The organism is Pseudomonas sp. E6002 (genome assembly GCF_013385565.1).
Lineage (GTDB): Bacteria > Pseudomonadota > Gammaproteobacteria > Pseudomonadales > Pseudomonadaceae > Aquipseudomonas.
In genome coordinates this window covers 34,289-55,806 of the sequence record NZ_JACAPT010000038.1, presented here as the reverse complement: position 1 = coordinate 55,806, position 21,518 = coordinate 34,289, and the positions used below count along the sequence as shown (strand labels likewise).

18 protein-coding genes are annotated in these 21,518 nt (G+C 60.9%); 4 read left to right on the top strand and 14 right to left on the bottom strand.

Features of this window, described 5'->3' with window-relative positions; genetic code table 11:
- Positions 1-4: 4 nt before the first annotated feature.
- The 4 genes from HX815_RS27555 to HX815_RS27540 all read right to left on the bottom strand — a co-directional run bounded on the left by HX815_RS27555 (position 5) and on the right by HX815_RS27540 (position 4,735).
- Positions 5-373: an AprI/Inh family metalloprotease inhibitor gene (locus tag HX815_RS27555; protein ID WP_050550305.1), complete on the bottom strand. Its 369-nt coding sequence runs from the start codon at positions 371-373 to the stop codon at positions 5-7.
- Positions 374-447: 74 nt separating this feature from the next.
- Positions 448-1,896 carry a serralysin family metalloprotease gene (locus tag HX815_RS27550; protein ID WP_177029227.1) on the bottom strand — a complete coding sequence of 483 codons (1,449 nt, stop codon included), beginning with the start codon at positions 1,894-1,896 and terminating at the stop codon, positions 448-450.
- 364 nt (positions 1,897-2,260) lie between these two features.
- Positions 2,261-3,361 (bottom strand): P1 family peptidase, encoded by a 1,101-nt coding sequence (locus HX815_RS27545; protein WP_177029226.1) that lies wholly within the window; start codon positions 3,359-3,361, stop codon positions 2,261-2,263.
- Between the two features lie 9 nt (positions 3,362-3,370).
- Positions 3,371-4,735: an APC family permease gene (locus HX815_RS27540; RefSeq protein WP_003217116.1), complete on the bottom strand. Its 1,365-nt coding sequence runs from the start codon at positions 4,733-4,735 to the stop codon at positions 3,371-3,373.
- A gap of 197 nt (positions 4,736-4,932) precedes the next feature.
- Between HX815_RS27540 and HX815_RS27535 the strand changes: the two genes are divergently transcribed.
- Entirely contained in the window at positions 4,933-5,727 is a 795-nt protein-coding gene (locus HX815_RS27535) for a helix-turn-helix transcriptional regulator (protein ID WP_008433783.1), read from the top strand.
- 104 nt (positions 5,728-5,831) lie between these two features.
- On the opposite strand, the gene HX815_RS27530 is transcribed toward HX815_RS27535, so the two are convergent.
- From HX815_RS27530 to HX815_RS27515, 4 genes are read right to left on the bottom strand one after another with little or no spacing between them, the layout of a single operon-like run.
- Positions 5,832-6,911, bottom strand: coding sequence for a polyamine ABC transporter substrate-binding protein (locus HX815_RS27530; protein ID WP_177029225.1), 1,080 nt, complete (start codon positions 6,909-6,911; stop codon positions 5,832-5,834).
- 60 nt (positions 6,912-6,971) lie between these two features.
- The gene (locus tag HX815_RS27525) at positions 6,972-7,313 is read right to left on the bottom strand and encodes a cupin domain-containing protein (RefSeq protein WP_003217122.1); all 342 of its coding nucleotides are present in this window, start codon (positions 7,311-7,313) and stop codon (positions 6,972-6,974) included.
- A gap of 27 nt (positions 7,314-7,340) precedes the next feature.
- Complete coding sequence (locus tag HX815_RS27520; RefSeq protein WP_008433786.1) at positions 7,341-8,747, bottom strand: FAD-binding oxidoreductase; 1,407 nt, start codon at positions 8,745-8,747, stop codon at positions 7,341-7,343.
- A gap of 49 nt (positions 8,748-8,796) precedes the next feature.
- A complete protein-coding gene (locus HX815_RS27515; protein ID WP_177029224.1) occupies positions 8,797-9,612 on the bottom strand; it encodes an AraC family transcriptional regulator in 816 nt (271 codons plus the stop codon).
- Between the two features lie 261 nt (positions 9,613-9,873).
- Here HX815_RS27515 and HX815_RS27510 point away from each other — a divergent pair, with 261 nt between their 5' ends.
- Complete coding sequence (locus tag HX815_RS27510; RefSeq protein ID WP_003217129.1) at positions 9,874-10,146, top strand: DUF1652 domain-containing protein; 273 nt, start codon at positions 9,874-9,876, stop codon at positions 10,144-10,146.
- Positions 10,147-10,294: 148 nt separating this feature from the next.
- Here HX815_RS27510 and HX815_RS27505 read toward each other — a convergent pair whose 3' ends face one another.
- Complete coding sequence (locus HX815_RS27505) at positions 10,295-12,763, bottom strand: UvrD-helicase domain-containing protein (protein ID WP_177029223.1); 2,469 nt, start codon at positions 12,761-12,763, stop codon at positions 10,295-10,297.
- Positions 12,764-12,981: 218 nt separating this feature from the next.
- Between HX815_RS27505 and HX815_RS27500 the strand changes: the two genes are divergently transcribed.
- Positions 12,982-13,677, top strand: a complete 696-nt coding sequence (locus tag HX815_RS27500) for a pirin family protein (protein WP_003217133.1) — start codon at positions 12,982-12,984, stop codon at positions 13,675-13,677.
- 127 nt (positions 13,678-13,804) lie between these two features.
- Here HX815_RS27500 and pgm read toward each other — a convergent pair whose 3' ends face one another.
- The 4 genes from pgm to HX815_RS27480 form a co-directional block, all read right to left on the bottom strand.
- Entirely contained in the window at positions 13,805-15,451 is a 1,647-nt protein-coding gene (gene pgm / locus HX815_RS27495) for a phosphoglucomutase (alpha-D-glucose-1,6-bisphosphate-dependent) (protein WP_087694418.1), read from the bottom strand.
- 99 nt (positions 15,452-15,550) lie between these two features.
- Positions 15,551-16,963, bottom strand: coding sequence for a PLP-dependent aminotransferase family protein (locus tag HX815_RS27490; protein WP_177029222.1), 1,413 nt, complete (start codon positions 16,961-16,963; stop codon positions 15,551-15,553).
- A gap of 24 nt (positions 16,964-16,987) precedes the next feature.
- Entirely contained in the window at positions 16,988-18,409 is a 1,422-nt protein-coding gene (locus tag HX815_RS27485; protein WP_177029221.1) for a hypothetical protein, read from the bottom strand.
- A gap of 651 nt (positions 18,410-19,060) precedes the next feature.
- Positions 19,061-20,083 carry a zinc-dependent alcohol dehydrogenase family protein gene (locus HX815_RS27480; protein ID WP_003217140.1) on the bottom strand — a complete coding sequence of 341 codons (1,023 nt, stop codon included), beginning with the start codon at positions 20,081-20,083 and terminating at the stop codon, positions 19,061-19,063.
- Between the two features lie 248 nt (positions 20,084-20,331).
- Here HX815_RS27480 and HX815_RS27475 point away from each other — a divergent pair, with 248 nt between their 5' ends.
- Entirely contained in the window at positions 20,332-21,246 is a 915-nt protein-coding gene (locus HX815_RS27475; protein WP_003217142.1) for a LysR family transcriptional regulator, read from the top strand.
- Positions 21,247-21,321: 75 nt separating this feature from the next.
- Here the strand turns inward: HX815_RS27475 and HX815_RS27470 are convergent, their stop codons facing one another.
- Positions 21,322-21,507 (bottom strand): hypothetical protein, encoded by a 186-nt coding sequence (locus HX815_RS27470; protein ID WP_134326668.1) that lies wholly within the window; start codon positions 21,505-21,507, stop codon positions 21,322-21,324.
- Positions 21,508-21,518: the final 11 nt, after the last annotated feature.

The window sequence follows — 21,518 nt, the reverse complement described above, 5'->3', positions numbered from 1 at the left end:
ACTATTACGGTGCACGTTGCAATATCAATACCGCGCCGTTTTTTGCGCGACCTTCATATTCGCCTTCTTTCTGGCGATTCAAATGGGTTATGCCGGTGCCTTCGGCATTCATCAGCCAAATACCATCGGGAGTAGGCGTCCAACTAACGGGGGCTTCCCCCAGCCATTGTCCGGCGCACTCCACATCGCCCCCTAACGCGTTAGCCTGCTCAATCAAGTCCAGTGCGCACACCTGCTCTTGCTGGTGCAGCGCCCAATGCCCGGCCAACTGCGCGGAAGTAGGTAAAACCAGACTGCTTGCCATTGCTGTGGCTCCTGCCGACATAAGCAACACCTGGAAACTCCAGGCCACGGTACTGCGAAATAGCGTCATCACCTTCGCCCGTTCATGGGGTGGATGCAAGGGCAGAGGGCGGCGCGTGTGCGCCACCCTCCTTTACGCGTGTATCAGGCCACGATGTCGGTGACGGCTGCCTGGCCAACGGTGGTGACGAGGAAATCCGCCACGCCGTGCCCGGAGAAGTCCACGGCCAATGTGCCCAGGTTGGTACCCGAAGCGTAGGACAGCACCGCGTCGCCGGCATGACCGGTAAACGCGTTGACGAAGGTCAGGCCTGCACCTTTGGTGATGCCGGTGAGGTCGATCTTGTCCGAACCCGAGGTGAAGTCGAAGATCTTGTCGGCCGCACCCGGCTTGGAGTCGGAGCTGGCGCCGAACACGAAGGTGTCGTTGCCTGAGCCGCCCCACAGCTGGTCTGCACCGCCGCCGCCGAAGATGATGTCGTTGCCGGCACCGCCCTTGAGGACGTTGGCGGCTGCGTTACCGATCAGCAGGTCGTTGCCCGAACCGCCGATGGCGTTCTCCACGGTCACACCCTTGGCGATGGAAACGTTGCCCACCAGGCCGCCAACGTCGGAGAACGAGGTTTCATTGAGGTTGATCTTCTGGTTCTGGGTAAAACCGGAGAAGTCCAGGGTGTCGTTGCCGCCACCGTCCCATACCGAGAACACCAGCTTGTCGGCCGATGAAGTGGCGCTGAGGAAATCACGCCCGGTGTTGGAGTTGAAGCCGTAGGTGGTGTCACCGGCACGGGTGTTGTAGTTGGCGCCGTAGAGCTTCTGGATCGCGGCGATGTCGTCGATCAGCGGGCCGGACGAGTAGGCTTCTACCCCGCCTTTGCTGAAGTTCTGGTTGGTGTTGCTCTCGCTCCAGTAACTCATGACGCTGTAGCCACGCGTGTCCTGTCCATAGTCCGCGTCTTTGTACGAAGGGTTGCCGGTCCCGGCGTTGTAGTCGCCAGGGTGGTCCAGGCCCAGGGTGTGGCCGATTTCGTGGGTCAGGGTCTGCCGGCCATAGTTGTTCAGGTCCGGGGTCTTGTTCGGCGTGTAGCTGTTGTTCGTCAGGTACCAGGAAGTACCGTCAAGGCCGCTTTCGTTGTACTTGGCGTTGGTGCCTGGCAGGTAGGCAAAGGCCGCTGCGCCGTCCTGGCCGCCGCTGTAGTTGCCGAAGGTCATGTGGAAGTCACCGCCCGAGGCTTTCTCGGTGAAGGTGACATTGGCCACATCGGCCCAGGATTGCATGGCCAGTACGGCCTGTGCTTTCTGCTGGGTGTTGAACTGGCTGAACCCGGTGATCCCATGCTTGTTCATGGTCGCGCTCGAAGCCGAAGTCAGGAAGGTGTAGGTGAGATCGATCTTGCCGTTGCCATCCACGTCCCGGTACGCGGCGTTCTCACGCAGCAGGTGGTCGGCGGCCTGGTCAACGGTGAACGACGGTTTGCCATTGACCGTGAGGTTGCCACCGCGGTCGTATTGATGGCTAAAGCTATCGATCTGGGTGTAAGCGGTACTTGCTTGAGCCGCCGACACAATAGCTTTGTCTTTTACTTTTGACATAAACGTACTTCCTTGTTTGCAAGTGGAACAGTTTTTGTCCGACCGGACCCACTCTGGCGAGTAAGTCCGATCACTCGCCCCTTTTGAAGGCGAAAGAAAACTGACACAACCTGAAATCATTCGTCCAGCGGTTTTTATCCAAGGATAAAGTTGGGCCGGTGAACAAAACCTGCAAACACTGGCAAATAGCGCGTTATTAAAATCCAGCTATTTAAATATTAAATACTCCTAAAGACATTTGGTCGCGAATGGATCCAAAGTATTGACTGAGGTGCACTAAGAAAGTGTCACCGTGTCATTGTTAGTATTGAATAGCCACTATTTAAGTGTTTGTCCCGTATTACCGGGACAAGGCTTAGTTCACTTACTGGCCGCGCCAGCCGGTTTGGCGCAATGCCTGCAGGAGTGTGTGGGCATCCAGCGCGGGCACCCGCACACCCTGGTCGGTGGTCATGTCTTCGCCGGCCACTATGGCATTAATGATCGCCTCTTCCACGGCCTCCGCCGCCGCGCTGAACAGCGGTGAAATGTGGTCGTTATTGACCATTTGCAGGGCTGTGCTGAGGGGCGAGCCCTTGCGCCCGTAGTCGGCCACCGGCAAATCCTGATTGCCGGTGGCGAACGCCAGGAACAGGTCCCCGCTGGAGTCCTCGGTACCGCCACCCGTGCGCGCAATCCCGATGGACGCGCGTTGTGCCAGGCGCTGGCATTGATGGGGCAGCAACGGCGCATCGGTGGCGATGATCACCACGATGGAGCCCATGCCGGGTGTGCCGCGATCGGCAAAGGGTGACGGGATGTCCATCAATTGCCGGCCTACCGGGTAACCATCCACGCGCAGTTCCTGGCGCTTGCCATGGTTGGCCTGCACCAGCACACCGACGGTCCATCCACCCTGCTCCGCCGGCAAGCGCCGTGACGCGGTACCGATGCCCCCCTTGAACTCATGGCAGATCATCCCGGTGCCGCCGCCCACGGCGCCCTCCGCCACCGGCCCGGATTCGGCGTTGGCCAGCGCCTCGCGCACATGCTCCGGGCCGACGTGCTGGCCCCAGATATCGTTGAGCAAGCCGTCGTAGGTTTCCATCACCACCGGCATGCACCAGTACACGGCGGGGTCTTCGAGGCTTTCGCGCTCCAGGGCGATCAGCGTGTCGCGCACAATCCCGATGCTGTGGGTGTTGGTGATCGCCAGCGGCGTGGTCAGCAACCCCGATTCGCTGATCCACTCAAGGCCCGTGGCGTCGCCATTGCCGTTGAGCACGTGGTAGCCGGCAAAACACGGCTGATACCGCGCGGCACGGGCCCGGGGCTGGATCGCCGTCACGCCGGTACGTACGTGTTTGCCGTCGATGCGGGTCTTGATCGTACTGTGGCCGACCCGAACCCCTGGAACGTCGGTGATGGCATTCAACTCACCGGGCGTACCCAGTCCCAAGGTGATGCCCAATTGACGTGCACGCATAACCACTCCTTACAATTTTTGAAACGCCGGACTCAACCGGCCACTGATGCAATACAGGATCACCGACAGTGCCAACAGGCCGATGATAATCATGATGTCGCGAACCGAGGCGGCAATCGCCAGGGTCACCAACAGGTAGCCGGCGCCCAGCACCGCCAGCAAGGCCGGCACCGGCCACAACGGCATGCGATACGGGTGCTCGCGGTCACGCAGCAACACCCGGCTCATCAACGCGCTCAACGCCACGATCAGGTACACCAGCATGATCAGCAGCACGCTGAAAGACGTCAGGTCCGCCAGGTTGGAGCTGAAGCTGAGCAATGCCGAAGGGACCGCCAGGAACAGCGTAGCCAACCACGGGGAATCCCAGCGTGGATGAATCCGGGTGAAGAGTTTGTTGATGGTGGGTGTCCACAGCGCATCGCGGCCGCTGCTGAACACCACCCGGCCAATCTGGATGACGATGGCGACGATGGCGTTGAACACCGACAGGAAGATCCCGGCGCTGACCAGCCGCGACAGGGTTTCGTTACCGTGGCTGGTCAGCAGGTAGCCGATCGGGTCGGGGCTGCTGATCATCGCGCTGAGGGATGGCGCACCGATCAGCAAGGCGGTGATCGGCACCAGCTCGATGACCACCACCAGGCCCAGGGACCACAACACTGCCTTGTGCACGCCCCTGCCGCCACACTTCATGTCTTCGGCCAGCAAGACGGCGGGACCGTAGCCATTGAACGAGAACAGGCCGATGCCCACCGCGCCGATGACCAGCGCCCAGGGCGCCAGGTGCAGCACGCCATTCTCGACGATTTGCGGTTGCAACAGCACGCTGACCGGCTGCACCGGGTTGCCGAAGCCGATAAACACGATCACCAGCAACGCCGCCACTTCCAGCAGCAGGCAGGTGCCGGTGATCCAGGCATTCAGCTTGATATTGAGGATGCCCAGGGCGTAGCTGCACACCACAATCACCAGGGCCACGGTTTGCGAATCGAATTGGGTACCGAGGGCGTTATTCAGGTAAGTCGCCGCCCCGGTGGCCAGTACCGGCGGGATAAACAGCAGCATCACCAGTACCGTGAGGAACGTCGCGTAGCCGGCCATGCCGCCGAACACCCGCTTGGCATACACGTATTCGCCGCCGGCGCTGTTGTGGGCACGCCCGAGTTCGGCGTAGCAAAAGGCGAACATCAGCGCGAGCAAGGCGGCCATCACAAAGGCCAGGAACACCCCGCTGCCAGCCTGCTGGATGGCAAACGGCGCAATCACGAACACTGAACTGGCCGGGGTGACCGCCGAGACGGTGATGGCCACTACATCGAATACGCTCAGGGTGGGTTTCAGCACGCCGTCGGGCGTGGAAGGAGCACTCATATCGTTATCCTCTTGATTGTTCTTGGTTTGAGGCAGAAACGAAAAGGTGAAGCGGCGCAGGGTATGTTCCCCACTGACTGACGGCCAACTTAAACACTCTGTGTAAATCGGCCAATTCCCCTATTGGAGTACTCCCCTTGACGCCGCCGGGCAAAAGTCGAACCCTTGCGGCCTGAATCCTTAGCGTGGAGCTGCACATGAGCCTGTTCAGGGAAGTCGGCATGCACGCGGGCCTGGGGCGTACCGTCGCACAGATCGGCACCGGGCGTTTCTGGAAGCAACTGGTGCTGTTGCTGCACCAATGCCTGCCCTTCGACAATGCCCTGGCGATCTTCTACCCCGCCGATGGCCCGCCCGAAGCGCTGGAAGAATACGACGCACAACCGAGCAGCAAACCGGCGTCGATGCTGGTTTATCTGAATGGTTTGTACCTGTTGGACCCGTTTTTCCAGGCGTGTCGCGAGGGGTATGCCAGTGGCGTGTACCGCCTTGAGGAAGTGGCGCCGGATCATTTTCGCCAGAGTGAATACTTCCTCAATTACTTCCACGACAACGTGCTGGAAGACGAGGTGCAATTCATCCTGCAATTGCCGGGTGCGGGGACGTTATCGCTGTCGTTGGGAATGCAGCGGTTGTTTACCGGCGAGGAAACGGGGTTGATGACCATGCTCGCGGCCTGGGTGTTGCCGTTGATGCAACAGCATTGGCAGCAAAGCACCCAGCGAGTGGCCGCGCCGGCGGAAATGGCCAGCCAGATACGGGACGCGTTGAGTCATTTCGGCTGTGGTGTGTTGTCGGAACGGGAGCTGGAAATAGCGCGATTGGTGTTGCGCGGGTTTTCGTCAAAAGCCATGGCCGAACGGCTGAATATCTCGCCGGATACGGTCAAGGTTCACCGCCGGCACCTGTATGCCAAGCTGGATATCTCGTCGCAGCCGGAGCTGTTTTCGTTGTTTATCCAGTCGTTGGGGCATGACTTGGAGAATCCTTGATTCCGCGGCGTGGGAACGCCGCCCTGGACGCTCCGCATGCGCTTTTGAAGTCGTGACGCGGAGCGTCACAGGATGCATTCCCACGCGGAGCGTGGGAACGATCATCAACGCCCGGTACGAATGGTGTTCCACACCCGCGTACGAATCCGGTCGATGTTCAGTGGCATTGCTTCCAGTGCGAACAACTTGCCCATCATTTCCGGACTTGGGTACACCTTGGTGTCGCTCTTGATTGCCGGGTCCACCAGGCTGTCCGCCGCGGCATTGCCGTTGGCGTAGTGCACGTAGTTGGTGATGCTGGCCATCACTTCCGGGCGCAGCAGGTAGTTCATGAACGCATAGCCGGCTTTTTCATCCGGGGCATCGGCGGGCATGGCGACCATGTCGAACCAGATGGCGGCGCCTTCCTTGGGAATGTTGTAGCCGATGTTCACGCCATTCCTGGCTTCCTTGGCGCGGCTTTCGGCCTGGAGGATGTCGCCGGAGAAGCCGACGGCCACGCAGATGTCGCCGTTGGCCAGGTCGGCGGTGTATTTCGAGGAGTGGAAATACGCCACGTACGGCCGCACTTTCATCAGCAGGTCCTCGGCCTTTTTGTAGTCTTCCGCCTTTTTGCTGTGGTGCGGCAGGCCCAGGTAGTTGAGGGCCGCGGGCAGCAGTTCCGGGCCGTTGTCGAGGATGGCGACGCCACACTTCTGCAGTTTTTGCATGTTCTCGGGCTTGAAGATCAGGTCCCAGGAATCCACTGGGGCGTTGTCGCCGAGTACCGCCTTGACCTTGTCGATGTTGTAGCCGATACCGGTGCTGCCCCACAGGTACGGGAAGCCGTGGGCGTTGCCCGGGTCGTTGTTTTCCAGGGCCTTGAGCAGCACCGGGTTGAGGTTCTTCCAGTTGGGCAACTGGCTCTTGTCGAGTTTCTTCAGCGCCCCGCCCTGGATCTGCCGGGCCATGAAGTGGTTGGAGGGGAACACCACGTCATAGCCGGATTTGCCGGTCATCAACTTGCCGTCGAGGGTTTCGTTGCTGTCGTACACGTCGTAGGTGAAACCGATGCCGGTTTCTTTCTGGAAGTTCTTGGTGGTGTCGGGGGCGATATAGTCCGACCAGTTGTAGATCTTCACCGTCTCGGCGGCTTGGCTGAGGGTGGCGACGAATACCAGCGGCAACAGGGCAATGGGTCTCATGGTTCGATTTCCTGGCGGTTTTAGGGCTGTTTTTATGGCAGGCGATCAAAGATCAAAGAATCAGAGGATCAATACATAGGTCTTGCGCACGGTTTCCTGGATGTCCCAGATACCGGTGCTGTTGGCCGGCAACATCAGTGCGTCGCCGGCTTCTATGTGGAGCATTTCCCCGTTGTCGGGGGTGAAGGTGCACCGTCCCTGGATAAAGTGGCAAAACTCCTGGGCTTTGATCTGCCGGCGCCAGCGCCCGGGCGTGCATTCCCAGATGCCGGTTTCGACGCCGTCGCTACGTTCCACGCTCAAGGTCGAGGCCACCGCGACCGGTGTGCCCAGTGGCACGGCGACGGGCGAGGAGTCCGGCAAATGGGCGCTGAGTGTGTCTTTGAACTGGGTAATGCTCATGTTCATACCTGTGGTGATTGAAACGACTTAGTGCATGAAACCTTCCATGAACCCGGCAACCCCGCTGGCCAGTTTGCGGCGCCACGGGGCGGTGTTGGGGTTGGCCAACACCTGGTCCTCATGCACAAAACTGCGGATGATCGCGTTGTAGCCCAGCCAGCGGCAGGGTTCCGGTTCCCAGGCCTTGAGCCCGTCCAGCCGGCCCGGCTGAATCACCCATGGCTGGCGAACCAACGGCGTATCGAGCCCCAGGATCAAGTCCGCCAGGGTGCGGCCACCGAGGTTGCTGGCGCCTACGCCCTCGCCGCCGTAACCACCGGCCAGGGCGATGCCTGCCGCGTGATCGCAGAGCATGTGCGGCTTGAAGCGCCGGGACATGCCCAGGTTGCCGCCCCAGGCGTGGGTGATCCGGACTTTCTTGAGCTGCGGGAACAGTTCGCCGAACAGGTAGCGACGCAGTTCGACTTCGCTGTCGGTGAGCTCGAAGTTGTGCCGCAACTTGCCGGCAAACTGATAACCCCCGCGAGCGCCGAACACCAGGCGGTTGTCCGCCGAACGCTGGCCGTAAGTCACTTGCCGGCTGCTCTCGCCGAACGCCTGGCCACGATTCAGGCCGATCTCGTCCCAGGTGCTGGCCGGCAACGGCTCGGTGGCAACTATCAGGCTTTGCACCGGCAACTGATAGCGCCCCAGCGGAGCCAGCGTGGTGGCATACCCTTCCACCGCCGGCACCACCCAGGAGGCGCGCACCGAGGCTTTGTCCGTGCGCAGGCTGCCGGACTGCCAATGGGTGACGGGACTGTTTTCGTAGATCTTGACGCCCATCCGCTCCACCAACCGCGCCAGGCCGCGCACCAGCTTGGCCGGGTGAATCGTGGCAACGTGGGGTGCATAGATGCCGCCATAAGGCTTGGCGATACGGATCTGCTCGGCCAGTTGTTGCGGGCCAAGCCAACGGTAGTCGTCGTCGGTCAGGCCCTGGCTGTGAAGTTTGGCCAGGTACGCACGCAGGGTGGCTTCCTGTTCGGGGTAGCGCGCGGCGCAATACAGCACACCACCCTTGCGGTAGTCGCAGTCGATGCCTTCGCGCTCGATCACTTGCGCGACTTCGTCGGGGATGGCGTGCAGCAGGTCGAACGAGGCCCGGCGCTGTTCCGGGGTCAGGCCGGCCAACAGGCGGTCCTCTCCCAGCAGGTTGCCCATCAGCCAGCCGCCGTTACGGCCCGAGGCACCGAACCCGGCGGTTTGCGCCTCGATGATTGCGATTTTCAGCTCGGGCGCCTGGCGCTTCAGGTAATACGCGGTCCAGAGCCCGGTGTAGCCGGCGCCGATGATGGCCACGTTGACGTCCAGGTCCTGCTCCAGGGACGCGCGTGCCAGCAGCGACTCGTCCAACTGGTCCATCCATAAACTGATATTGCGCCATGCAGGCATGCCAAGCTCCACCACCACACTTCGATGGCAGTGATCCTAGAGCCTGGCCTCAGGGGCTGTCTTGCGCGCGTGCACGCAGGGAAATTTGTTTGACGTAGGCCTTTGGCGACAGGCCGGTGTGCTGGCGGAAGCTGCTGTAGAACGCCGACGTCGAATTGAAGCCGGCGTCAAACGCCAGTTCGTCGATGCGGATCGGCGGCGCGGCCATTTCCAGTGCAGCCAGCAAATGCTGGAGGCGTGCCTGGTTGACGTAGCGATAAAAACTTTGCCCCAGCACCTGGTTCAACAGGTAGGAAATCTGGTTGCGGCTGTACCCGCACTCCTTCGCCACCCGTTGCAGGTCCAGTTCGGGGTCCAGATAGGGTTGCTGGCGCTCGAAGTACTGTTGCAGGTCGTTGGCCATGTAGCTCAGTTGCTGCGGCGACAGGCCCAGGCGGCTGACGGTCGGGCGTGTGGTCTCGCGGCGGCTGGCAGACTGCTCGTGGACCAGGGAGGCGTACTCGTTGACCCGCCAGATCAAGCCATCGCGCACGGTAATCGCTTCGCTGGTGCGAAACGACACCAGGCCCTGGCCGCCACGCAAGGTGATGCGGTATTGGATGAACGCGGTGTCGCCGTCGGCGCGGATGCGGTCGGTGTGTTCGATCGCTTCGTCGGCGCCACGGGGCATGCTGGCTTGCAGGTATTCGCGCAGCTCGCCGGCACCCACCACGCGGTTCTGGAAGAAATCGTGGTACTGGATGTCCGGATGGTAGTACGACATCACTCCATCCAGGTCCCGATCCCGCCAGCACAGATGGTGACGCAGTACCAGCTTGGCCGTAGCTTGGGTTTTCTGGGAGTCATCCGGAATGATGTCTTGCATTGAGCGCTCTACGCCGCTGAAAAAAGAGGCAGCTTGCCCAACTGCCCGTACCCGCTCAACGGCCATTTGATATTTCCGACTAATGGCCTTTCGCTTAATACCACGCAGCACGTGACCCATATCAACGTTATTGAAAACAACTGCCGGACGGGACGAAAAAACTCCCATGCCCGATGCGAACGAATGCTATTTTTAGTGCTCACGACGGCCAGGACCAGTGACGGTCATGGCGCCCCTGCAGCGAGCTAAAGGAAGCGCTCAATGAACAAGGTGGGCAACATGAACAAAGTGACATTCCCCAACGCCTGCCAGTTGATGCGCTGGCACTTTCATCCCATGGGCTTTGAGGCGAGCATGGATGCTCCCGGCAGTATGATCGCACGCCTGTTCGACCGCGCCAGCGGGGAAACCCTGATTGCAATTGCCGGTATCCCTTGCGCCACGGTGATGAACGCTGCGGACGTGGAACGGATCATCGAGGCGGTTGAGGATGAACTGGAGTCGTTTGTGCCGCCGCTGTCGCTGCGGGCTTGATCTGGCAACGCAGGTATCCTGTGGCGAGGGAGCTTGCTCCCGCTGGGTTGCGTAGCAGCCCCAAAATCCTGGGAGCGCTGCGCACTCCAGCGGGAGCAAGCTCCCTCGCCACAGCAAGCTCCCTCGCCACAGGATTCAACGTCACCCCTTATGATTTGCTGATGCGCTGGTCGTCAAAAAACGGTTTGTCCCCGGCAACCCGGTCCGAAGCCTTTGGCACGTTCACCCCTTGGCCATCCTGGCCGTCGACATACCAATAGCAATGGCTCACCGCCCGGGTAATGCCCACGTAGGCCAGGCGCAGCACTTCGTCTTTCTGCGCGCTGTCGTAAGCTTCGGTATCGCCGTCCTTGCCCAGTCCTGCCATGCGGTAGACCTGGTTCTTGTACGGCGAACTGGTCAAGTGCTGGCAGTCGCCCAGCAGGAATACCGCATCCGCCTGCAAGCCCTTGGCGCTGTGATAAGTCAGTTGCTTGAGCCGGCGGCTGCCGTACGACAAACTAGAATCCACATTAACTACCGACTGAATATGCTCTTGCATCAATGACTTATCGCTGCTTTTTCGATACAGCATTAACACCGAGTCACCCTTTTGATAGTGCGCCAGCAGTTGTTGGCCCAGCGCCGCATCGTCACGGTCACGCACCGTGACCGGCACCAACTCCTTCGCGGTTCCACTGGCCTTGGCTTTCTTGCCGCTGATGGCCGGGGCCGCCCGCACAATGTGCTCGGCAGCATCGATCACGTGCTGATGGCTGCGGTAGTTCTCGCCCAGCATCACCCGGGTGGTCGTGGGTGACGGGAACTCCTTGTTGAACTCCATGAAATACTTGGGCGAACTGCCACGCCAGCCATAGATCGACTGCCAGTCATCGCCCACGCACAACAGCGAAGAGCGCTGGGCCCCACGCCCCACGTGCATGGCCGGCCCACGGCTGCGGATCTCCCGCAGGCTGGCCCGGATCCACGAGACGATCTGCGGCGATACGTCCTGGAATTCGTCGATCATCAGGTGCGACATCGGCCGTAGCAGCGGGTCGCTGAGCAACTTCAGGTTCTCCGGGGTGTTTTCGCCAAACAGCGAGAACATCCGGTTGTAGGTCATGACCGGTGGCGACTGGTCCAGCAAGTGATCTTCGAGGGCCTTCCAGAAAATGCTCAGTGCCTCGAAGTAAAAACGGTCTGGATCATCCTTGGCAAAACTCATCTTGCCCACGGCGGTGGGCACATCCAGCCCGAGGTTCTCGATGAACCCGGCGGCGGCAACAAAGCTGTCCAGCAACGGTGCCGAACCCAGCTCGCCCTTGACCTTGTAATCGAAGCCCGGGCCCGTTGTTGCGTCACCTGCCAGGCTGCTTAAAAGCCGCTTGGAAGACTCGTAGCTTTCTAGCCATATCAATGGTTTACGGCAGAAAGCTTGAAACAGGGTTCGCTTTACCGCCCATTCGGCACGTACTGACAGCTTGGACCCGGGTCGACTGACCTGGGCATTTTCCCGCGGGTCGAAGCCCAGTACGACCCAGGCATCCAGTTCGGCAATGTAGCCATGGCAGTGAAACTTCGCGCCGTTGATATCGAACGTCTGGCGATTGGGCTCGATGCCCTTGATCGGCCAGGCGCCGGCACGAAACCACAGGTCTTCGATCACATCGCAGAGTTCTTCATCGCGCTTGGCCGCCAGTTCGGTCACCGCCACGCGTTTTTGCACGTCCGGGTGATCGCGCTCCAGCTCCTTGAGTTGCAGGGCATGGCGCGCCAGCGGGGCGATCAGTTCGCGGAAGCGTTCATGGCGGCCATGCAGCCGGTGATAGCAGGCATTCAGTTGCTGGCGCTGGGCGTCGTTGATCCGCAATTCGAAGGGGTTGCTGTCGGCCTCATCAAAGCCCGCTTCGGTCCGCGCATTGAGGTTCTCGAACGCCTGCAGCCGCTCAAGGCCCGGCAGGCTGCGCACCATTGGCAGGATGCGTGAGTGAAAGGTCCGCACCACCGCTTGCGCGTCTTTCATACCAAGGGGTTGGCCCCACAAGGCGAGAATTTCCATGAGCTTGTTGATGAAGTCCTTGCGCGACTCACGGGTGAAGGTCACCACCGTCATCGAGCTCAGCTCGAAGCCCAGGTAATGGGTCAGCAGCAGGATACGCAGCACCAGCGAGGTGGATTTACCCGCGCCGGCGCCGGCGATCACCGAGGTGGACGGCGTATCGCTGAAAATCATCTTCCATTGCGCCGCACTCGGCTGGGCATGGGCCGGCAGCAGGCGCGCCACATCAGCCTTGATGCGTTTTTTCAACTCGGCGGTCAGCGGCAGGCGCCAATCATCGAACAGATTGTCGTCAACACCCGGCGCAGTGTGCTCATCCGGCCGGAAGTCACGAATCAGCAGGACCTGGCGGCCTTCTTCGATACCATCCGCCTTGCCTTCCTTATAGCCATACTCCACGCCGGCCGTGTGGCCACTGCGAAAGCCGTCGGCCTGGCCATGCAGCCATGAGAAACGGTGCTGTGCCCGCAGGCGCGTCAGGCCGTGACCGAATAATCGGGCGGCGAGCCGTTTCAACAGGGGCATTTCGGCCAGTGGCCGCAGTTCGGGAGGCAGATCGGGGGTGTGTTGCGGCACGCGGACTCCTGCGATGCTTTAACTCGGACAAGAGCCCTATGGTCGCCGCAAATGCCCCACAGTTCCAGCCAATTGCTTTGCGCTCATGCAGTTAGGCGATGAAGTGAAGACAAGTCCTGAGCATCGGCATCGAAGCATTCGATAGGAATCCAGCATTTTTTACGCTTTTTATCGATCTGGCGCTGCTGGATGATAGCTCCCATCCACAGGAGACGATCATGCTTGAACTTCGACCTTTCAACACCCTGGGCGGCGCCAATCACGGTTGGCTGGACGCTCACCACCACTTTTCGTTTGCCGAATACCATGACCCCAAGCGCATGCACTGGGGCAACCTGCGGGTGTGGAACGATGACCTCATCGCACCGGGCACCGGCTTCCCGCAGCACCCGCACCGGGACATGGAAATCATCACCTATGTGCGTGAGGGCGCCATCAGCCATGCCGACAACCTGGGCAACCAGGGCCGCACCGAGGCCGGCGACGTCCAGGTAATGAGCGCCGGCACCGGGATCGCCCACAGCGAGTACAACCTGGAAGCTACGCCGACCAAGATTTTCCAGATCTGGATCATTCCCAATGAGGCCGGTTTGCCGCCGTCGTGGGGCGCTAAGCCGTTTCCGAAGGGTGACCGCGAAGGGTTTGTGACCCTGGCCAGTGGCAAGGCCGGAGACAGCGAAAGCCTGCGGATTCGGGCCGATGCACGCTTGGTAGCGGCGAATCTGAAAGCCGGTGAAAGTGCCGAGTATCGGCTGGACAACGGACGCCGGGCGTACCTGGTACCGGCCACCGGGGTGATTGAAGTCAATGGCTTGCGTGCACAAGCTCGAGACGGTGTGGCGGTTGAGGATGAGCAGGTACTGCGGGTGACAGCGGTTGAGGACAGCGAGATCGTGTTGGTCGACCTCGCCTGACCGAGCTTGAATGTGGCAAGGGAGCTTGCTCCCGCTGGGGTGCGAAGCGCCCCCAAAAATGGGACTGCTGCGCAGTCCGGCGGGAGCAAGCTCCCTCGCCACAGGTTAATCAGTCATAGGTTGGGTATCAGTTAGCCGAGATCGCCCCGTCTACCAACACCTGGGCCTCTTCCACCAGTTGCTTGAGGTGATCTTCGCCGATAAAGCTCTCGGCGTAGATCTTGTAGATGTCCTCGGTGCCCGATGGCCGTGCGGCGAACCAGCCGTTTTCAGTCATGACTTTCAGCCCGCCGATCGCCTGGTCATTGCCCGGCGCGTGGCTGAGGATCTGCTGGATGCTTTCCCCGGCCAACTGCGTGGACGTCACCTGGTCTGGCGACAGCTTGCCCAGCAAGGCCTTCTGCGCCGGAGTCGCCTTGGCATCCACCCGAATGGCGAACGGCTCACCCAGTGCATCGGTCAGCCCGCGATAAATCTGGCTTGGGTCCTGGCCTTTGCGCGAGGTCATTTCCGCCGCCAGCAGCGCCGGGATCAAACCGTCCTTGTCAGTGCTCCACACGCTGCCGTCCTTGCGCAGGAACGAGGCGCCGGCACTTTCTTCGCCACCAAAACCCAGCGAACCGTCGAACAGGCCATCGGCAAACCACTTGAAGCCCACCGGCACTTCGTACAGGCGACGGCCAATGCGCTTGGCCACGCGATCAATCAAGCCACTGCTGACCACGGTCTTGCCCACCGCAGCATCAGCGCGCCACTCGGGGCGGTTCTGGAACAGGTAGTCGATGGACACGGCCAGGTAGTTGTTCGGCGCCAGCAAGCCACCGGACGGCGTCACGATGCCATGGCGGTCGTGGTCCGGGTCGCAGGCGAAGGCCACGTCATAACGGTCCTTGAGGCCGATCAACCCCTGCATGGCGTAGCTGGAGGACGGGTCCATGCGGATCTGGCCGTCCCAGTCGACGCTCATGAAGCGGAAGGTCGAATCCACTTCGGTGTTCACCACGTCGAGGTTCAGGCGGTGATGCTCGGCGATGGCCGACCAGTAGCGCACCCCTGCTCCACCCAGCGGATCGACGCCCAGGCGCAAGCCAGCGTTGCGGATGGCATCGAAGTCGATGACGTTGACCAGGTCGGCCACGTAGGTGTTGAGGTAGTCGTGGCGATGAGTGGTGTCGGCCTTCAGCGCCTGGGCATGGGTGATGCGCTTGACCCCGGCCAGCTTATTGGCCAGCAGTTCGTTAGCCTTGGCTTCGATCCACTTGGTGATGTGGGTGTCGGCCGGGCCGCCGTTGGGCGGGTTGTACTTGTAGCCGCCGCTTTGTGGCGGGTTGTGGGACGGCGTGATCACGATGCCGTCGGCCAAACCACTGGTGCGGCCGCGGTTGTAGCAAATGATGGCGTGGGAAATCGCCGGTGTCGGGGTGTACTCATCGCCTTCGGCGAGCATCACGTGCACGCCATTGGCGGCCAGCACTTCCAGCGCACTGGCGCCGGCCGGGGTGGACAACGCGTGGGTGTCGAGGCCGACAAACAGCGGGCCGTTGATGCCCTGGGCTTCACGGTACAGGCAAATGGCCTGGCTGATGGCAAGCACATGCCATTCATTGAAGCTCAGGTCGAACGAGCTGCCGCGGTGTCCGGAGGTACCAAAGGCGACGCGCTGGGTGGAGATCGCTGCATCAGGCTGGCCGGTGTAATAGGCCGTTACCAGTCGCGGGATGTCTACCAGCAATTGAGCTGGTGCCGGCTTGCCCGCAAAAGGACTGAGAGTCATGCATAAACCTCGGAAAGAGAAGGATTCGGAAAAAAGTGCAGTTTACTGGGACTTGGACTGCTCCGCGACGTTATAAATCCTACAGCAATCAGCGAAATTTCATTCAGTGCCGGTCTGTGCCTGCCTGAGCGCCAGAGCCAGCTCACCCAGGGCATTCTCCAGGTTATGGGCGCCGTCAACGGCATGACTCAGCCGCAGATGCTGGCAGTGCAGGCCACTGAGGCTGAACAACTCCCCCGGCGCAATCACCACCTGCCGGGTGAGCAGGCGCTGGAACACCTGGCGCATATCCACCGGGGCCTCTGAGCGCAACCAGAAGGTCGCGCCAGCGGCAGGCATTCGGTAGCTCACCTGGTTGCCCAGATGCGTGTCCAGCCGCAGGCCCATGAGCCGGGCCTGCTCTTTGAGTTGCGGGCGCAACTCCCGCAGATGCTGGTCTATGCGCCCGCTTTGATAGAGCCGCGCAATCGCGCGCTGGCGGATAGAGGACAACCGGAATGCGCGCAACAGGAACTGGCGCTGCAGCTCGCCGCTGAGGTGGCGCGACAGCAAATAGCCAAACGGCGCTTCCGGCCCGAGCATCTTCTCGAACGTGGAAAACACCATCAGCCGCTCGGGATTGGCCAGGTCCCGTAACGCGGTGATTGGCTGCCCGAAGCCGAGGTCACCATGGCTGTCATTTTCTAACAACCAACAGCCATGCTGGTCCAGCAATCGCACTAGCTGCAGGCGGTCATGGGTGGACAGGACTACGCCGGACGGCAGGCTGACACCGGATGACAGCAACGCCAGCTGCACCGGCTCGGTGCTGAGCAAGTGCTCGAACAACGCCAGGTCCAGGCCGTCGTCCGCCGTGAATGGCAATTCGAGAACCCTCACGCCTGCCCCCTGCAACAACCGCAGGATCAGCCAGTCACACGGTGATTCGACGATGATCGCAGCGCCCTTGAGACCCAGCACCTCGATCAGGATTTCCAGTACCCCGCGCAAGTCGGCGCCGATGTATACCTCGTCCGCCTGCCAGCAACGGGTCGGCGACGAGGTATAGCGCGCCGCGAGCGTCGCCCGCAGTTCCCACACGCCACAGGGCTGCGACCATGGCTGCAGATGATGCGGGTAATGCCGCAACAGTTCGCGCTCGAGCAGCAACAGCGCTGCGTCCAGTGACGCCGCAAGTGCCGGCTCATCGGCGCTGAGCACGCGCATTCCCGGACGTCGCGCACTGGCATAGAGGCGCTCCAGCAGGTCGCCACCGCTGCTGCCTGGCGGTCTATTCAACACCGGCCAGGCGTAGTAGCCCGACTTGGGCACCGAGTACACCCGGCCCTCCTTCTCGAGCAACGAATAAGCGTATTGAATGGTCGAGATCGACACATTCAGGCGCTCCGCCAGCTGCCGCAATGATGGCAGTTTTACCCGGGCATCCGTGCCCACCTCGCCGATGAGGTTGATCATGTAGCGATACACCGCCTGGTAGGCGAAGTCGGTTTGCCGGTCGTCCCTGAGGTTCATCGCTGGTCACCCGCCGCCACCCGCTTAACGCCCCGCCAGTTGGTAGGCTGCCAGGGCGGGCGCATCTTGCTGTGGCGTCTCGGCCATGCCCGGCACGCCGGTGGCTGGCCGCTTGCGATAGAGATGTTGCAGCAGGTCGATCGGCAACCCGCTGATGTCGATGGCCCATTGCACCAGCATCTCGGCCACCGGCTTGCCTTGCAGCGCCTTGTGCAGCTCGGGAAGTGCCACCAGCATGCCGGGGTGGCATTGGCGCAAAAAGCTTTCGAGGCGCTCGCCGTGACGGATAAACGGCGAAAACATCAGGCAGTTCAGTTGGCTTTCATCCAATCGGAACATCGCCTGCGCGTAGTCGGCCGCCAGCGCTCGGCCATCCTGGGTCGCTGCCTGGGCAATCAGGTGTTCGGGAATCTGCTTGCGCCGCATGAACAGCGCGGCCTGCTGCATGAAGCCCTGTGCGCCCTCCTCGTAATCCAGTTCCCGCAGGCACTCGGCCTGCAGGCCCCGCAGATGGGCCATCAGCAACGGGTTCGCATAGCTCGCGTGGCTGAAATGAAAGCCAAACTCGTCCGGTTCATAGCCCATGAACTGACGCAACAGCGGCCCGGAGGTGTATTCGGCCGCGTCCTTAAGGTCGGCAGCGCCGATATAGGCCAAGTGGCGATGGTTGTCCGTGTCGGACTTATCGGCAACGGCGTAGCGCTCGCCGTAAAGGTCGCAGTAATAGGCGTTGCTCCACTCGTCCATGCGCGCGAACAGCCCGCTGAGCACCAGGGGCTGGCGCGGCGGGATCTCTGCACCGCTCGCCAGCGCGGCCTTCTTCAGCCACGCCAGGTACTCCCGCTGCTTGCGCGCGGAGTCACCGCTGACCAGCGCGTGCACGCCCCCATTGCATGTGGTGACGCGCTGGTAAAAGTCACCGAGGGCCAGGTAGGCGTCGTTGCACAGGGTTTGGCGAAGATCTCCCGAAGTCAGGTGCCCCACCATCAGCATATTGCGCCGGCTGGTGTCGCGCGCCGCACTGGAGGCCGGCCGCAGGTGGTTGAACGGCAAGACTTCCTGATTCTCGACCATCAGCAATTCGACACGCGCATCGTCATGCAGGAACAGCGCGCTGTAGCCGCGATGCAGCGTGTCCAGGGCATTTTGCGACATGCCGGCATGGCGCAAGGTCGCGACCCGCAGTTGAAACGTCCGCGGCGCCCGGCCTGCAAGCGTCAGCTGGGCTGCGCGCAACAACGCCAGGACATAGCTGCTGCCGGCGCCTGCGCCGTGAGCGACCAGCACCTTGTATTCACCGATCCGCTCCATGCCGCCTGCCGCTACCACGATTCGTTGAATCAATAACTGGAGCGAGGTACGTTCTGTTCGAGAGAAATGCCCTATCAAGCGTTGCAATACTTGTTGATAGACATAGTTCATGGCTTGTTCGTGAATAGCGCTCATAGTTCTACTACCTGAGTTGAAATATCAGTTTCGGGCAATCGTTGACGGCATTTGCCTGACCTGTTGTTTCTGTAGGGGCGTTACAACATGTGACATTCAATGGAGATTAGCACCGGGCCCTACCTGCCAAGCCTGCCTTTGGGGGCTTCCAGTCCCGAAAAGGCGCCAAGCCAAGGGGCACGCAGCCCAAACCGAAAGTCTTAGGAACGCTCTGACAACTTCCTACGCTGCTTTAACTTACAAACTAGAGAAGCATCCGACATAACCCACTTCAATATTGATGTTCCGGCAAAACAGCCATGGGAAACATTATTGGGCTTGACGGATGTACGGGGTGATTTCATATATTCAATCATTGCTCAATCCTTGAGATAAAAGTGACGGGGCAATTATCGGCACTTGAATAATGATTAACAGATACAGAACGCCGGCTAAAACCGGTTCAGATGGGGGCTTGCATGGAGTATCGAGTGTGCAGACACGACAACGCCGCGCTGGGATTCAGGGCGGCGTCAGGGGCATACATCTGGTTTATCGGGCTGAAGTGCTGAAATCCCGATTCAAGCGGTGGGCAGGTTAAGTCCTGTCAAATGGCGCATTTGCCCCATGCGCCCGGGGGCAGGAATACTCGCTTGAGAATATTCCCACAGATCAAACAGTTTCTACCTGCAAGGCAACCCGTTCACGGCACGGACATTCGTCCATATAGCGGTGCGCTTCAACGAACTGGCTGAACGGAAATACCGTGGTTTTCAGCGGTACCAGCACCTTGTCGGCGGTCAGTTGGTTGATGTCACGCAGGGCTCGCTGCAAGGCCACCTGGTCCTGGATGATGCCCAGTTCCGGTTTGCCGGTGAAGTTGCCGATGCAGTGCACAAAGAACTGAATGTTCTTCTGGAACGCCGCGCAGGCCGGGAATGGCGTCTGGTTGCCACCTTGCAGGCCGTACAGCACCAGGCTGCCACGCGGCGCCAGCACATCACCCAGCAACGACATCTGCGGGCCACCCAAGCCATCGAACACCACGTCTACGCCGCGGTTGTCGGTGAACTTGTTGACTTGCATCAGCAGGTCCTGCTCTTCGGTGACGATGACCTTCTCGGCCCCGAGGGACAGCAGGTATTCGCGCTCATCACTGGTCTTGGTGGCGGCAATCACCCGCACCCCCAGGGCTTTGCCCAGCTGCACAAACGATGGGCCGGCACAGTGGCTGGCGTCCGTTACCAGGGCGAATTGCCCGGGTTTGACCCGCGCCAGGTCCATGTACGCAAAGTAGGCAATCAGCAACGGCGTGTAGTGCACGCTGGCTTCGATCGGGCTCAGGACATCCGGGTAGCGGGTCAGGGCCGAGCGCGGCAGGACGATCTGTTCGCCGTACACCGGGTAGTCATTCGGGCTCTCGGCCGGGAAGCTGGCGACCTTGTCACCCACCGCCAGGTCGTCGACACCCTCGCCAACGGCCACAACCACGCCGGCCATTTCATGGCCAAGGCCGGAAGGCAAGCGGGCATGGGACGACGCCAGGTTCTGGCGCCACAGAATGTCGTACCAGCTGATGCCAATCGCCTCGACGCGCACCTGCACTTCGCCCGGTGCGGGCTTAGCGGCTGCATGCTCTTCGCATTTGAGCACCTCGGCCGGACCAAACTTGTGAAAACGGATCGTGCGGGACATCGCAAACCTCGTCAAAGTAACCTCTATTGCCATGAACTCTATCTGGGCTTTCGGGGCAAGACCACCGGTCGCCGTTAATAGTCGACATGCCTGTCATTGATTCCGCACATACGGAAAAGGTGCCAAGCCATGTAGGAAAACTGAATTAGCCGGTGCAGAGTACCAGCCTTTCCCCGTAAGATTCATGCCGGTCATTGTTCTTATATGACCGCTCCCGTCAAGTTTACTGACGCCGCCTGGGACACAAGATGAACCGTAACGACCTGCGTCGTGTCGACCTCAACCTGTTGATCGTATTCGAAACCTTGATGCATGAGCGCAGTGTGACCCGCGCTGCCGAGAAACTGTTCCTTGGCCAGCCGGCCATCAGCGCAGCCCTGTCACGCCTGCGCGGCCTGTTCGACGACCCGTTGTTCGTGCGTACCGGACGCAGCATGGAGCCCTCGGCCCGTGCGGTAGAAATCTTCGCCCTGCTCTCCCCGGCCCTGGACTCGATTTCCACGGCCGTCAGCCGCGCCTCCGAATTCGACCCGGCCACCAGCACCGCGGTATTCCGCATCGGCCTGTCGGACGACGTCGAATTCGCCCTGCTGCCGCTGCTGCTCAAGCGCCTGCGGGCCGAAGCCCCCGGCATCGTGCTGGTAGTGCGCCGCGTCAACTACATCCTGATGCCCGGCCTGCTGGCCTCCGGCGAAATCTCCATCGGCGTGAGCTACACCACCGATTTGCCGGCCAACGCCAAACGCAAAGTCCTGCGCCGCAGCAAGCCGATGCTGTTGCGGGCCGACAGCATGCCGGGCTCCATGAGCCTGGATGACTTCTGCGCGCGGCCCCATGCCCTGGTGTCATTCGCCGGGGATTTGAGCGGGTTTCTGGATGAAGAACTGGAAAAACTGGGCCGCAAGCGCCATGTCGTGCTGGCTGTGCCGCAGTTCAATGGGCTGGGGACATTGCTGGCGGGCACCGATATTGTCGCGACCGTGCCGGACTATGCCGCTGAAGCGTTGACTTCAGCGGGTGGCTTGCGGGCTGAGGAGCCGCCACTGCCGGTGCGCACATTTGAATTGCACATGGCGTGGCGTGGGTCACAGGACAATGATCCGGGGGAACGGTGGTTAAGGTCGCGGATTCAGATGTTCTTCGGCGACCCGGACAGCCTATAAAGCAACAGCACCGCCGGGCATCACACCGAACTCGTCACTTCGCTCCGAATAGATTGCAATTCCCCGGGAACCGGCTCATCGCTGGCGATCGGCCTTGGGCCTTGAATCGCGGCCAGCCGCCCGGTGCTCAGCGAGCTTTTTTTGCTCTTGTTTGAATTGCTGTTGCCAGCGGGCCAGCGCCTCAGCCCCGTCCGATGCCTGCACCGCCATTGGCACAGACACAATCATCCCGAAAAGCGTCCAGATAAGGAGTTGCTTCATTTCATCTCACC

Bases quoted from the DNA above. Each gene is read 5' to 3' on its own strand.
- HX815_RS27475 (WP_003217142.1), top strand. From the start codon at position 20,332: ATGAACCGTAACGACCTGCGTCGTGTCGACCTCAACCTGTTGATCGTA.
- HX815_RS27530 (WP_177029225.1), bottom strand. From the start codon at position 6,911: ATGAGACCCATTGCCCTGTTGCCGCTGGTATTCGTCGCCACCCTCAGC.
- HX815_RS27490 (WP_177029222.1), bottom strand. From the start codon at position 16,963: ATGAACCTCAGGGACGACCGGCAAACCGACTTCGCCTACCAGGCGGTG.
- HX815_RS27470 (WP_134326668.1), bottom strand. From the start codon at position 21,507: ATGAAGCAACTCCTTATCTGGACGCTTTTCGGGATGATTGTGTCTGTG.
- HX815_RS27540 (WP_003217116.1), bottom strand. From the start codon at position 4,735: ATGAGTGCTCCTTCCACGCCCGACGGCGTGCTGAAACCCACCCTGAGC.
- HX815_RS27545 (WP_177029226.1), bottom strand. From the start codon at position 3,361: ATGCGTGCACGTCAATTGGGCATCACCTTGGGACTGGGTACGCCCGGT.
- HX815_RS27480 (WP_003217140.1), bottom strand. From the start codon at position 20,083: ATGTCCCGCACGATCCGTTTTCACAAGTTTGGTCCGGCCGAGGTGCTC.
- HX815_RS27520 (WP_008433786.1), bottom strand. From the start codon at position 8,747: ATGCCTGCATGGCGCAATATCAGTTTATGGATGGACCAGTTGGACGAG.
- HX815_RS27485 (WP_177029221.1), bottom strand. From the start codon at position 18,409: ATGAGCGCTATTCACGAACAAGCCATGAACTATGTCTATCAACAAGTA.
- HX815_RS27500 (WP_003217133.1), top strand. From the start codon at position 12,982: ATGCTTGAACTTCGACCTTTCAACACCCTGGGCGGCGCCAATCACGGT.
- HX815_RS27555 (WP_050550305.1), bottom strand. From the start codon at position 373: ATGACGCTATTTCGCAGTACCGTGGCCTGGAGTTTCCAGGTGTTGCTT.
- HX815_RS27515 (WP_177029224.1), bottom strand. From the start codon at position 9,612: ATGCAAGACATCATTCCGGATGACTCCCAGAAAACCCAAGCTACGGCC.
- HX815_RS27535 (WP_008433783.1), top strand. From the start codon at position 4,933: ATGAGCCTGTTCAGGGAAGTCGGCATGCACGCGGGCCTGGGGCGTACC.
- HX815_RS27510 (WP_003217129.1), top strand. From the start codon at position 9,874: ATGAACAAGGTGGGCAACATGAACAAAGTGACATTCCCCAACGCCTGC.
- pgm (WP_087694418.1), bottom strand. From the start codon at position 15,451: ATGACTCTCAGTCCTTTTGCGGGCAAGCCGGCACCAGCTCAATTGCTG.
- HX815_RS27550 (WP_177029227.1), bottom strand. From the start codon at position 1,896: ATGTCAAAAGTAAAAGACAAAGCTATTGTGTCGGCGGCTCAAGCAAGT.
- HX815_RS27525 (WP_003217122.1), bottom strand. From the start codon at position 7,313: ATGAGCATTACCCAGTTCAAAGACACACTCAGCGCCCATTTGCCGGAC.